Origin of the sequence: Paenibacillus silviterrae (assembly GCF_030167925.1) — a bacterium.
GTDB classification, from domain to species: domain Bacteria; phylum Bacillota; class Bacilli; order Paenibacillales; family NBRC-103111; genus Paenibacillus_G; species Paenibacillus_G silviterrae.
Map to the genome: position 1 here is coordinate 3,991,290 of NZ_JASKUT010000001.1, position 12,084 is coordinate 4,003,373.

At 54.9% G+C, this 12,084-nt stretch carries 11 protein-coding genes and 2 tRNA genes; 9 read left to right on the forward strand and 4 right to left on the reverse strand.

Features of this window, described 5'->3' with window-relative positions:
• Window positions 1–18: 18 nt before the first annotated feature.
• Window positions 19–2,355: an RNA polymerase recycling motor HelD gene (gene helD / locus QMO62_RS18405; RefSeq protein ID WP_284643082.1), complete on the reverse strand. Its 2,337-nt coding sequence runs from the start codon at window positions 2,353–2,355 to the stop codon at window positions 19–21.
• 116 nt (window positions 2,356–2,471) lie between these two features.
• Here helD and map point away from each other — a divergent pair, with 116 nt between their 5' ends.
• On the forward strand, window positions 2,472–3,227 hold the full coding sequence (map, locus tag QMO62_RS18410) for a type I methionyl aminopeptidase (RefSeq protein WP_284643084.1): 756 nt from the start codon (window positions 2,472–2,474) through the stop codon (window positions 3,225–3,227).
• Between the two features lie 71 nt (window positions 3,228–3,298).
• Here map and QMO62_RS18415 read toward each other — a convergent pair.
• The 3 genes from QMO62_RS18415 to tadA all read right to left on the reverse strand — a co-directional run bounded on the left by QMO62_RS18415 (window position 3,299) and on the right by tadA (window position 4,027).
• Window positions 3,299–3,371 (reverse strand) — tRNA-Arg (locus QMO62_RS18415).
• Between the two features lie 57 nt (window positions 3,372–3,428).
• A tRNA-Pro gene (locus QMO62_RS18420) sits at window positions 3,429–3,503 on the reverse strand.
• Window positions 3,504–3,562: 59 nt separating this feature from the next.
• Window positions 3,563–4,027: a tRNA adenosine(34) deaminase TadA gene (gene tadA, locus QMO62_RS18425; RefSeq protein ID WP_284643086.1), complete on the reverse strand. Its 465-nt coding sequence runs from the start codon at window positions 4,025–4,027 to the stop codon at window positions 3,563–3,565.
• A 326-nt stretch (window positions 4,028–4,353) separates the two neighbouring features.
• Between tadA and QMO62_RS18430 the strand changes: the two genes are divergently transcribed.
• From QMO62_RS18430 to QMO62_RS18465, 8 genes are all read left to right on the forward strand, one after another.
• The gene (locus tag QMO62_RS18430; protein ID WP_284643088.1) at window positions 4,354–5,061 is read left to right on the forward strand and encodes a PilZ domain-containing protein; all 708 of its coding nucleotides are present in this window, start codon (window positions 4,354–4,356) and stop codon (window positions 5,059–5,061) included.
• A 122-nt stretch (window positions 5,062–5,183) separates the two neighbouring features.
• A complete protein-coding gene (locus tag QMO62_RS18435; RefSeq protein ID WP_284643090.1) occupies window positions 5,184–5,906 on the forward strand; it encodes a peptidoglycan recognition protein family protein in 723 nt (240 codons plus the stop codon).
• A 175-nt stretch (window positions 5,907–6,081) separates the two neighbouring features.
• Complete coding sequence (gene ychF / locus QMO62_RS18440; RefSeq protein WP_284643092.1) at window positions 6,082–7,182, forward strand: redox-regulated ATPase YchF; 1,101 nt, start codon at window positions 6,082–6,084, stop codon at window positions 7,180–7,182.
• An 82-nt stretch (window positions 7,183–7,264) separates the two neighbouring features.
• Window positions 7,265–8,347 carry a peptide chain release factor 1 gene (gene prfA / locus QMO62_RS18445; RefSeq protein WP_284643094.1) on the forward strand — a complete coding sequence of 361 codons (1,083 nt, stop codon included), beginning with the start codon at window positions 7,265–7,267 and terminating at the stop codon, window positions 8,345–8,347.
• Entirely contained in the window at window positions 8,340–9,311 is a 972-nt protein-coding gene (gene prmC, locus QMO62_RS18450) for a peptide chain release factor N(5)-glutamine methyltransferase (protein ID WP_284643096.1), read from the forward strand. The genes prfA and prmC overlap by 8 nt, the downstream gene beginning before the upstream one ends.
• Before the next feature lie 285 nt (window positions 9,312–9,596).
• Window positions 9,597–10,334 (forward strand): stage II sporulation protein R, encoded by a 738-nt coding sequence (gene spoIIR, locus QMO62_RS18455; RefSeq protein WP_284643098.1) that lies wholly within the window; start codon window positions 9,597–9,599, stop codon window positions 10,332–10,334.
• Between the two features lie 23 nt (window positions 10,335–10,357).
• Window positions 10,358–11,419, forward strand: coding sequence for an L-threonylcarbamoyladenylate synthase (locus QMO62_RS18460; protein ID WP_284643100.1), 1,062 nt, complete (start codon window positions 10,358–10,360; stop codon window positions 11,417–11,419).
• Between the two features lie 97 nt (window positions 11,420–11,516).
• The gene (locus tag QMO62_RS18465) at window positions 11,517–12,083 is read left to right on the forward strand and encodes a manganese efflux pump MntP (RefSeq protein ID WP_284643102.1); all 567 of its coding nucleotides are present in this window, start codon (window positions 11,517–11,519) and stop codon (window positions 12,081–12,083) included.
• The last annotated feature ends 1 nt before the right edge of the window (window position 12,084 follow it).

Below are 12,084 nucleotides of genomic sequence, written 5' to 3' on the forward strand. Positions count from 1 at the left end.
GCTCATTTTAGCAAATCTTTAGGTGTTTCCAGCAGGTGGAAGAAAAGGAGAAGGTTCACCCGTGTAAAATATAGACAGGTGGTGCATAGCCCGGGTACAAGCGGTATATAGAAGCTTACGTTCACTTTCTTTAGCGTACTTGTCTTGCCCGGCATCGAAAAGAAGTACAGCGTCAAATTCCAATCCTTTGGCCAAGTACACCGGGATCACCAGGAGCCCTCCGTGGAAGTCCCGGGATTCCTTCGTAATAAGCTCGACCGATATACAGTCCTTGAGAAGCTCGTGGGCCTCAGCAGCCTCTTGAGCCGTTTTGCAGATGATTGCTATGGAGGTAACCCCTTTAGCCAGCAGTAAGCCCGTTTCCTCAGCAATGGCTGCTGCCAGGGCACCGGAGTCAGAAGCCGCAGTCACCTTAGGAGGCTGACCGCTGCGGCGGAAGGGCTCTACAGGCTCCCCGTCAGGAAGAATCGATTTGGAATACGTTACGATTTCTTCCGTGGAACGATAACTGCGGACCAACTGGATCATCCGAACCTGCTCCGGACTATAACGCCGGTAAAGCACGTTATAACCGTCCTGCTCCGACGCATGGGCATAGATGGCTTGATTGAAATCCCCGAGAAGCGTCAGCCGGCTGCGCGGAAACAATCGCCCGAGGAAAGCATACTGGAATGCGGTGTAATCCTGTGCCTCGTCTATGAATACATGCTTGACCGTATTGTATGACTGAAAGCCTTCAATGAGCTCGTTGAGATAGAGCATAGGGGTAGCATCCTCATAGTGCAGGTGTCCGGATTGGATCTGGGTAAGGGTAAACCGGGCCACATCATCCATTCCTTCAGGCAGCACGATGCCCGCCTGTTCGGCTGCCTCCTGAAGCCAGGAGCCGGTAAACAGCTGCTCGTACATCGCCGTTACCGATAGAAACCGCAGCTTACGGATCGTTTGGCGCAGCGGCTTAAAACGTTCATGAACGATAAATTTGGCAAGAAACTGTGTCTCCAGACGGGCATCGTCAAAACTGATTTCCCGCTCATCATTTACCTTCCGCATAGCCTCATAAGCCCGCTGGTAGTCCTCCTTATCCAGCAGCTCAAGCTCATCCTTGACCCAATCGGCTTGACGTTCCTTCTTGGCTGCGACTTTAAGCTCCTTCAGAAGCCAGTCCTTAAGCAAACCGAGCCGGTTCGTTATCTTGAGGCTCGGGTCCATTCCGTAGAACTGTTCACGTATAGCTGGACCTGAGATAAGGATACGACCTTGGAAAGCCAGATCATGGAACAGCATGCCCCTCTCTTGCTCCAAACGGGCGGCGTAGGCATCCATAATGGCCAGAAACGCTTCGGAAGACTTAAAACGGATCGAGAGACGGCGTACCTCCAGCTCCCTGCCGGCTGGGGCCGTTAAGATGTATTCCATCTGAGAGTAAGGGTCTTCGATATCGAATCGCGAGCCCAATCGCAGCTGCAAATATTCCTGGTAGGTCGTCTGGTGCATATTCGCTTCTCCCATTTCGGGAAGCACGCTCGAAACGTAGCTGTTAAACAGCGTGTTCGGTGAAAATAAGACCACATTATCCGCATTCAGCGTATTTCTGTGCTTATATAGCAGGTAGGCGATACGCTGCAACGCGACCGAGGTTTTGCCGCTGCCGGCCGAGCCTTGAACGATCAAAACCTGATGCTTGTCGTCGCGAATAATTTGGTTCTGCTCCTTCTGGATGGTCGCGACAATACTTTTCATTCGATCATCCGCACTTTGCCCGAGCAGATGCTGCAGTACCTCGTCGCCAATGGTCACCCCGGTATCGAACATGGCTTGCAGCTCACCATTACGGATAACGTATTGGCGCTTAAGGTTGAGCATGCCGGAGATCGTACCGGATGGGGTTTCATAGGAGGCGGGGCCCGGCGGGTAATCATAAAAAAGGTTCGAGATCGGCGCCCGCCAGTCATAGACCAAGTATTCTTGCGTCTCCTCGTTCAATACGGAAGCGATCCCGATGTAGATTTGCTCCCGGTCGTTAGTCCCTTCCTCTGTGAAGTCGATTCGACCGAAGTAGGGGGTACGGTACATACGAACGATCCGATGGCGTGTGGCTTCTGCGTGCATCAAGCTTCGCTCCTGGCCTGCCAGCATCATCTGCTGTTGGGTGATGCTCGTCACCGTTTCCATAATATCGTCCGGGTTCGCCATGTTCACGGAGATGTCTTCCCAGAAGTCTTTCAGCGCTTCAAATACCGTAGACTTTCGTTGATCGCTGAGATCCTCCGTCTTATCGAGAATTTTTTTGACTTCCCGTAAGACAAGCTTCAGCCGCTTGCGTTCCTCCTGCCAATCGGCATCCTGAATCATTCGGTCAGGCCCCCTTGAACAGATCATTGTGTGGTTATGGTACCACAGTGCAACTTTCTCATGCAATTGCGTACTATGGAGCAAGGGAGGCTGACGGGCGGAAGGAGGGGAACCAAATGAAGCGACCTAAAGGCTATATCAAACGACCGGAGGAGATTCAGAAGATTCAAAAGGCAGGCGCCATCCTGTCGGCGTTTCATTCGCATATCGCGGCCTGGATGAAACCGGGCGTGTCCACAATGGAAATCAATGAGGAAGCCGAACGATTCCTGGAGAAGTATGGGGCCAAACCGGCCACCAAAGGTTATCAAGGATTTCCTTATGCCACGTGTATCTCGATTAACGATGAAGCGGCACACGGATTTCCAAGAGAAGCTCCTTTACAAAGCGGAGATATCGTAAAGCTGGATATCGTATGCAGCTTTCAGGGCTGGCTGGCGGATTCGGCCCGTACGTATCTCATAGGGGAAGCTACTCCCGAGGCCAAGAAGCTTGTTCGCACGGCGAAAGAATGCTTAGAGCTGGGACTGCGGAGGGCGATTGCAGGGAACCGGATAGGGGATGTCATGTATCCGCTGCAGAAGCACGTAGAACAGGCAGGCTATTCGATCGTTCAGGAGCTGAGGGGGCACGGGATCGGGCGGGCGATCCATGAGCAGCCTCTCTTTACCCATACGGGCAGACCGGGAACCGGCTTTTTGCTACAGGAAGGCATGGTTCTCACCATTGAGCCGATCGTGAATGAGGGAGGACCTGATGTATACCTGGAGGCGGACGGATGGACCCTGCGTACCTGGGATGGAAGTCTCTCGGCACAATTTGAGCATACGATCGTCATAACCAAGAAGGAGCCCATCATAGTTACGCGATAAAAAAAGAGGCCTACAGCGTGCCGAATAACTACAGCATGCAGTAAGCCTCTTTCTTTTAAATACCTTATTTACGTCCCCGAGAGGACTCGAACCACTATCTGTCCTTTAGGAGAGGACTGCTCTATCCTGTTGAGCTACGGGGACCTATGCTGGGGATATTATATCATAATATGACGCAATGTCACCAGACACAAATCATGATGGTCGAGACGAGGATTTGAACCTGCGACCTCTTGGTCCCGAACCAAGCGCTCTACCAAGCTGAGCCACGTCTCGATTTGCTTTAGTATTGTTATTTTAGCAAAGGAGGATTTCGCTGTAAATACGGTTTGGGCCTACTTGCCTCGTAATTTGCGGAAAAAATCGGTCAGTAAACGGCTGCACTCCTCCTGAAGAACACCACTTACGATATCCACCTGATGATTGAAACGTTCCTCCTGCAACAAATTCATGAGCGTCCCCGCACACCCGGCTTTAGGGTCCGTAGTGCCGTAGACTACCTGGGGAATGCGCGCTTGGACAATGGCGCCGGCGCACATGGGGCACGGCTCAAGCGTAACGTACAACCGGCACTCCAGCAGCCGCCATGCATCAAGTGCTTCGCTAGCCTGCTTGATAGCAATTAGCTCGGCGTGGGCTAAAGGATCCTTGGACGTTTCACGCAGATTATAGCCGCGGCCAATGATCGTCCCGTCCCGCACGACCACAGCCCCGATCGGAACCTCTCGTAGCGCCTCTGCCTTTCGTGCTTCTTCAATAGCAGCCTGCATATAGTAAACGTGTTGTTCTGTTGTTGACAACTTAAAACCTCCAGTTATACCGATGTGGACAAAGAAACGAACAAATATTCGTTGTTAACATGGTGTGGATAAGTATGTGGATAACTCTCATGTTATTCACACCTTATTGTAGAAAAAATGGACAAAGCCTGCAACTATAAGACATTTATTCCTGCGTTGGATAAAATATCGTTCTGTGGAAAACAGTTGTTGCAGGACTTTCTACCCGGTATAATAGTAATACCTTAGAGCAACCGGCAAGGGCGTATGTCGAAGAGTGGAGATGGTATGTCGGGCCACAAGGGTATTTATCGTGAAAAATCCCGTTCAACAGAGAGGTGGTCTAAGTGACGTTTCGATTCAATACCTCCGCACCAAAAAAAGAAATGTACAATACTTCTCACGGGATTATGCTGAACAGCCGTACCGCGGTAGAGAAGAAGGATTACGTTGCTACAGGCATTCTTACCTACGCGGAAGGGGATATTCTGGAGATTGAGCTTCTGGAGTATAAAATGTTCAAGCTCGGCGACCAAGTGAAGCTGATGGTATATTCCAAAGGCGGCATCTACACGTTTCAATCCACGGTCGTCGCGATGGATCACGGAGCCTTAATGGTGATTATTCCCCCACAGACGAAGGACCGATTCCCGGAGAAGCGGGAGCATCCGAGAATTGAAATCAGTCAAGAAGGAAAGCTCCAGGCGATCGCCCATGGGGCAGGCAGCCCGAAGCAGCAATTAGAGAATGAAGTTGGTTTGCAGGTAAAAAATATAAGCATCAGCGGGATCGGGTTTGTTCTTCAGGATCAAGCCGACCGGCTGAGCAGCAGCTCGCTTGTTGAGATGGAGATGGATCTTGGGTTTTCCTTCCGTTGCGTAGCGGAGATCGTTAGAAAGGAACGGGCGGAGTACGGGATCTATTTTGGTGCCCGTTACGTAGACCTACAACCGGAGAAGGTGAACGCGGTTCGGGCGTTTGTTCTCAGGAAGCAAGTGGAGTGGTACTTTGTTAAGAAACGGCTGGAGCAGAAAAATGAGCTGGAAAAGAAATAACTTCAAATAGGGGCTGTCCTGAGGGACAGCCTTTCATTTTATACATGTAGGGGGACCATTCCTGCAGCTGCGGCATATTGTATATGTAAAAGCATTGGGGTGATGCGCAAGTGCCGTTTCTCATGAAGTACGAAATCATACGGAGGTATTTGCCAGGACCAAGCAACCGCAGACCGATCCTGCCGATGGACGGCGTCCGCTTTATGGTCGCTCATGATACGGGGAACCCCGGGTCAACCGCGGCGAACAATGTGACTTATTTTGAAAGAACGGCGTATGACATGTCCGCTTCCGCTCATATTTTTGTAGATGATCAGCAAATTATCGAGTGTATTCCTTTCTTGACCGGATCGCCCGAAAAGGCGTTTCATGTAGGGTACAACGTGACAACGGACAATGAACGGTACGGAGATGATGCGAATGACACGGCAGGGGGCGTAGAGCTGTGTTACGGCGGAAAAATCAATCTTCAGGAATCGTATCAACGATATGTCTGGGTCATGGCGTATGCCTGCTATCAATACGGCTTGAACCCGCTCACCGATATTGTCGGCCACAATACGCTCGATCCGGCGCGGCGGACGGACCCGACCGAGCCCTTACGCTTGCTAGGCAAAAGCTTCAGTGATTTCCTGAATGATGTGTCCCGTGAATACCGGGCGAGTGCCGTACCTGATCCGATTCCTGAGCCGGAGCCGGACATTCTGATCCGTGCCGAGGATGCGAATAAATTGATCGGCTTCCTGTCCGCCGGGTGGTATGCGACGGAGGTGCCGGAGGCAAGGGCGGAATTCAACCGTTTGGCGAATGAGCTGCGCCGGATTTCGGGACAGCTGGGACAGTGAATAAGGGGAGCCTGTTTGGACAAAATGGGAAATAAAAGGCGATGCCGGGCCTGCGTTCACGCGGGTGCCGGCTTTTTGTTCCACCGGAAGATTAGGTGACATGTGGGCAGCTTTTGTAGTATAATCTTTATTTAGGGATTTACCTAGTTGAACTGATGAGGAGTTGTCCTTGGGTATGGCTTTGAAAGCAGGAATCGTCGGGCTGCCGAATGTCGGAAAGTCCACTTTATTTAATGCAATTACACAGGCTGGGGCCGAATCGGCGAACTACCCTTTCTGTACAATAGATCCGAACGTAGGCGTCGTTGAGGTGCCGGACGAGCGCCTGGTGAAGCTCACCGAGCTGGTACAGCCGAAGAACGTCGTTCCGACGGCTTTTGAATTCGTGGATATTGCCGGATTGGTAAAGGGCGCGAGCAAGGGTGAAGGACTGGGTAACAAGTTCCTTGCTCATATCCGCGAGGTGGATGCGATCGTGCATGTGGTTCGCTGCTTTGTCGACGAGAATATCACGCATGTATCCGGTAAGATTGATCCGCTCGGTGATATCGAGACGATCAATTTGGAGCTGATTTTTGCTGACCTTGATTCGGTGGAGAAGCGCATCGATCGCTCCCGCAAGAACATGAAGGGCGGAGACAAGAAGTACGCTCAGGAAGTGGAAGTGCTGGAGCGGGTGAAGGAAGCGCTCGAGAACGGCCATTCGGCGCGAAGTGTCGAGCTGTCGGACGATGAGAAGCTGCTGATTCGCGACCTGCATCTGATTACGCTGAAGCCGGTGCTGTACGCGGCGAACGTAAGCGAGGCGGAGGTAGCGGACGCGGACGACAACGAGTATGTGCAGAAGGTGCGGGAATTCGCAGCGGCGGAAAACGCGGAAGTGGTACCGATCAGCGCGAAGGTGGAGTCCGAGATTGCAGAGCTGGAGGGCGAGGATAAGGAAATGTTCCTTGAGGAGCTCGGCCTTCAGGAATCCGGCTTGAACCGTTTGATCCGTGCGGCATATAAGCTGCTCGGGCTGTATACGTATTTTACAGCGGGTGTGCAGGAGGTTCGTGCCTGGACGATCCGCAAGGGGACGAAGGCTCCGCAAGCGGCAGGTGTGATTCATACCGACTTCGAGCGTGGATTTATTCGGGCGGAAGTTGTGGCTTATGAGGATCTGATGAACGCAGGATCGATGAATGCGGCCAAGGAAAAAGGACAAGTACGTCTTGAGGGAAAAGACTATGTGGTGCAGGACGGCGATGTCATGCATTTCCGCTTCAACGTATAGCGGACCGGTGAGGATGCGGCCGGACAAGTTCATCCCCGGCGATTAGAGATATGATGAAGACTAAGGAAAGGGTGAATGATCTATGTTGGACCGACTCCAAGCACTGGCAGACCGTTATGAGAAGCTGAGCGAGCTGCTGTGCGATCCGGATGTAGCGAACGATTCGAAAAAATTGCGTGAGTATTCCAAGGAGCAATCCGATCTTCAGGAAACTTACGATGCCTATATGGAATACAAGAGCGTAGTGGAGCAGTATGATGCCGCTCGCATTATGCAGAACGAAAAGCTCGACGATGAAATGAAAGAGCTTGTGAAGATGGAGCTTGAAGAGCTATCCGAACGCAAGACGGAGCTCGAAGAAAAGATCAAAATCCTCATGATGCCGAAGGACCCGAACGATGATAAGAACGTCATCGTGGAGATTCGCGGCGCGGCCGGCGGAGACGAAGCGGCGCTGTTCGCAGCGGATCTGTACCGCATGTATTCGAAATTCGCCGATGCGCAAGGCTGGAGGACGGAAGTGCTGGATGCCAGCATGAACGATCTCGGCGGCTTCAAGGAAATCATCTTTACCGTAAACGGTAAGGGTGCGTACTCCAAGCTGAAATTCGAATCCGGAGCCCACCGCGTTCAGCGGATTCCAACGACGGAGTCCGGTGGACGGATTCATACCTCCACCTCGACGGTAGCGGTGATGCCGGAGATGGAAGAGTTCGATATCGAGATCAACGAGAATGATATCCGCGTGGATACCTTCTGTTCGAGCGGTGCGGGCGGTCAGTCCGTTAACACGACGAAATCGGCGGTTCGCGTGACGCACATTCCTACGGGCATCGTGGCTACGTGTCAGGACGGCAAGTCGCAGAACTCGAACAAAGAGAAGGCACTGCAGGTATTGCGTGCGCGGATCTACGATAAGTTCCAACAGGAAGAGATGGAGAAGTACGGCGCCGAGCGGAAGAGCAAGGTCGGAACGGGCGACCGCTCCGAGCGCATTCGGACCTACAACTTCCCGCAAAGCCGCGTGACGGATCACCGTATCGGCTTGACGCTGCATCGGCTGGATGCGGTATTGAACGGCGACATGGATGAGATCGTATCGGCGCTCACGATCGCTTCCCAGACGGAGCAGATGGAAAAAGGAGAATACGCGAACCATGCCTAATGTGCGCAAGCGTTCGATTCGTGAAGCCTTCGCGGAGGCTTCTTCTTTTTTGCGGGAGCGCGGGGTGATGGAGCCCGAATCGAACGCGCAGCTGCTGCTTGAGCACCTGCTCGGCACCGATCGAACGGGACTGCTGCTTCGCTGGGCGGAAATGTTCCCCGTGGAACGCGAAGGGGATTGGCAGGCGCTGCTGGAACGGAAGGCAGCCGGCGAACCGGTGCAATATATCCGCGGGGAGCAGGAGTTTTACGGGCTTCCCTTTGCCGTGACGCCGGCCGTGCTGATTCCGCGGCCGGAGACGGAGCTGCTGGTGGAGCGGGTCATGGAGCTGGGGCGGCAGCTGTGGCCGGAGGCACGAAAGGATGCCGACGCGGAGGATACTGGGAAGCCGATAGCTGGAAACGCAGGCGTGCCGGGAGGAGATGGTCCGCTGGTCGCGGACATCGGTGTAGGCAGCGGGGCGATCGCGGTGAGCCTCGCGGTGCATTGTGGGGGCTGGAGGCTGGTCGCGAGCGACATCTCGCCGGAAGCCTTAACGGTGGCGCAGGGCAATGCCGAGCGCCACGGCGTGGGTCAGCGGGTCGCCTTCTGGGAAGGGGACCTGCTGGCTCCGTTCATCGAGCGCGGCGTACGCCTCGATGCGGTGGTGTCCAATCCGCCGTACATTCCGGAAGCGGATGAAGCGGGGTTGCAGCCGGAGGTGCGGCTGTATGAGCCGCGGACGGCGCTGTATGGCGGCGCCGACGGGCTGGAGCCGTACCGAAGGCTGACGGTGCAGCTGGCGAAGCTGCCGGCGCTGCCGGCGCTGGTCGGCTTTGAGGTCGGCCGGGGGCAGGCGGAGGAAGTGCAGCTGCTGCTGGCGGAAGCCGCGGATTGGGATGCGATCGAGATCATCCCGGATTTGGCCGGCATCGGGCGGCATGTGGTGGCCTATCGGCTGCCTGGAGCGGATAGAGTGAAATAATCATTTAAGGTGCTTAGGTAGTTCAAACAGACTGGGATAAGGTTATAGAATCACTTTACAGAGTCCAATGGGTTGGTCCCGTCTTTCTTTTGATCGCTGTAAGGTGAAAAAATCATCTATCAACGGAGATTGAGTGATTTTATGTGCTTTTAGCGGTAAAATCACTTTATCGAGTGGCTGGGAATCTAGTATTTTCAAAAATAATAGATTGCTAGGTTTAAACTCTCTCAAACCGGACATACTGAGAATCATAGAGTCACAAGAGGTTGAGAGGGGCTGACGAAGATGGTTAAACGATTCGCGTGGAGACAATACGCATATATGGTGTTCGCTCTTATGGTACTGCTGATGTGCTGGGAAGCAAACCGCTCTCAGGCAGCGCTGTATCTGGCTCCAGCCGGTACGGATGCGGCAGTGATCCCGCAGGAATCGATTCGTCTTCGTATTTTGGCCAACTCGGATGCTCCGGAGGATCAATGGATTAAGCGCCAGGTCCGTGATGCTATCATCGAACAGATGAATGCTTGGGTCACGGCACCGCAAGGCATTGAAGAAGCTCGTGCGGTAGTGACCGCCCGTCTGCCTGAATTGAACGGTGTAGTAGGAGCAACGCTGGAGAAGTACGGCTTCGATTATAGCTATAACGTGGAGCTGGGCGTGGTCCCGTTCCCTACGAAAATGTACGGCAATCAAGTATATCCAGCAGGCGAGTATGAGGCGCTTCGCGTTTCGATCGGTGCGGCGGAAGGGCAAAACTGGTGGTGTGTGCTGTTCCCGCCGCTGTGCTTCGTCGATTCGGAGATGATTGCCAAGAAGAAAACCAGTAACACGGCATATGCCGCTTCTGCGGAAGAAGTGGAAGAAAAGCCGGCTGCTGAACCAAAGGGTAAGGAAAAGGGCAAGACTCCTGCTGCATCGGTGGCCAAAGCGGAAGTGGAGAAGACGGATGCTGCCGGCGAAAAACCGGAGGTACGTTTCTTCCTGTGGGATCTGATGAAGAAGATCGGTTCGTTATTCGCATAGTATCGTAAGAAGGACGGGAAGACATGACGAAAACATGGGTTGTGGATTCGGAGCAGGCATCGCCGGTAGGATTGGCTGAAGCCGGGATGCTGCTCCGGGATGGCGGGACGATAGCGTTCCCTACGGAAACGGTATACGGGCTTGGGGCGGATGCGCGCAGTTCGGAGGCCGTGGCCAAAATATTCGAGGCAAAAGGACGACCGTCGGATAATCCGCTGATCGTTCACATCGCCGACCGGTCTCAGCTTGAGGAGCTCGCCGCTCCTGCGGATGAGGCCGTTTCGCGTTTGCTGGACGCGTTCTGGCCCGGCCCGCTGACCGTAGTGCTCCCGGTCCGCGAGGGCGTGCTATCCCCGCTGGTCACCGCGGGGCTGAACACCGTCGGTGTGCGCATGCCCGCACACCCGGTGGCGCTGCAGCTGATCGCCGCTGCAGGCTGCCCTGTCGCGGCCCCGAGCGCCAATCGCTCCGGCCGCCCCAGCCCCACACAGGCCCGCCACGTGTGGGAGGATCTTGCAGGCCGCATCGACGGCCTCGTCGACGGCGGCCCGACCGGCGTCGGCCTTGAGTCGACGGTCGTGCAGCTCGCCGAAGGCGTCCTGCACATCCTGCGGCCCGGCGGCGTGACGGCAGATCAGCTTCGCGAAGCGCTGCCGGACATCCCCGTGCGGGAGGGGGAAGCCACGCCGCATGAAGCCGAGGCTCCGCGCGCTCCGGGGATGAAGTACACGCACTACGCGCCCCGCGGCCGTGCCGTGCTCGTTCAAGGCCGGCCGGGCACCGGCCCCGAACAAGTGCTCGCTCGCATCCAGAGCGAGCTCGACCAAGCGCATGCCCGTGGCGAGCGCACCGGCGTCCTCACGTACCGTGAGCACGCCGGCCGCCTCCGGGCGGATCACGTCGCGCTCTGCGGCGCCCTCAGCGACCTCGAGGAGGTCGCCCACGGGCTCTACGCAGCGCTCCGCAGCTTCGATGAAGCGGAGTCCGGCTTCATCGTGATCGAGGCCTGCCCGGAGGACGGGCTCGGCGCGGCGATCATGAACCGGCTGCGCAAGGCGGCCGGCAACGAAATCATCCTCGTGTAATCCCGGAGCATGCCCCGGCACCGTGCCAAGCCTAGGCATGTTTCCCCCTTGTCCCGCATAAGTTGATGAGGAACAGGACAGGGGGTTGAGGAGAAGCATGACTTGGGCGTCGCCGCTATTTTGGGGACATTTTGTAACGATACTAATCATGGCTGTAGCCCTTGGTCTGGACGCACTGTCGCTTGGCCTGGGCATTGGTATGAAGGGAATTCGCAAGCTGGATATACTGAAGATCAGCCTGGTAATCGCGTTCTTCCACATGATTATGCCGCTTGGCGGGATGTGGATGGGGGGCGTCGTGAGCGGACTGCTCGGGCAGGTCGCGACGATCTGCGGAGGCATTCTGCTGCTGCTGCTGGGTGCTCATATGGTGTACAGCTCTCTCAAGGGAGACGAGGTGCAATCGTTCGATCATCGGACGCTCTGGGGGATTACCTTGTTTTCTCTGAGTGTCAGCATTGATTCCTTTTCCGTGGGTGTATCGCTCGGGATGTTTGCAGGGGACCCGCTGCTGACCGTACTGGTGTTCGGCGCGGTAGGAGGCTTGATGTCGGTGACCGGCTTGATGATGGGCCGTCATGTAGGGTCTTGGGTGGGCGAGTACGGAGAGACGTTTGGCGGCATTATCCTGCTGGCCTTCGGATTGAAATTCGTATTTGCTTGAA

Bases quoted from the DNA above. Each gene is read 5' to 3' on its own strand.
- prmC (WP_284643096.1), top strand. From the start codon at position 8,340: ATGCCTAATGTGCGCAAGCGTTCGATTCGTGAAGCCTTCGCGGAGGCT.
- ychF (WP_284643092.1), top strand. From the start codon at position 6,082: ATGGCTTTGAAAGCAGGAATCGTCGGGCTGCCGAATGTCGGAAAGTCC.
- map (WP_284643084.1), top strand. From the start codon at position 2,472: ATGAAGCGACCTAAAGGCTATATCAAACGACCGGAGGAGATTCAGAAG.
- helD (WP_284643082.1), bottom strand. From the start codon at position 2,355: ATGATTCAGGATGCCGATTGGCAGGAGGAACGCAAGCGGCTGAAGCTT.
- QMO62_RS18435 (WP_284643090.1), top strand. From the start codon at position 5,184: ATGAAGTACGAAATCATACGGAGGTATTTGCCAGGACCAAGCAACCGC.
- spoIIR (WP_284643098.1), top strand. From the start codon at position 9,597: ATGGTTAAACGATTCGCGTGGAGACAATACGCATATATGGTGTTCGCT.
- prfA (WP_284643094.1), top strand. From the start codon at position 7,265: ATGTTGGACCGACTCCAAGCACTGGCAGACCGTTATGAGAAGCTGAGC.
- QMO62_RS18460 (WP_284643100.1), top strand. From the start codon at position 10,358: ATGACGAAAACATGGGTTGTGGATTCGGAGCAGGCATCGCCGGTAGGA.
- QMO62_RS18465 (WP_284643102.1), top strand. From the start codon at position 11,517: ATGACTTGGGCGTCGCCGCTATTTTGGGGACATTTTGTAACGATACTA.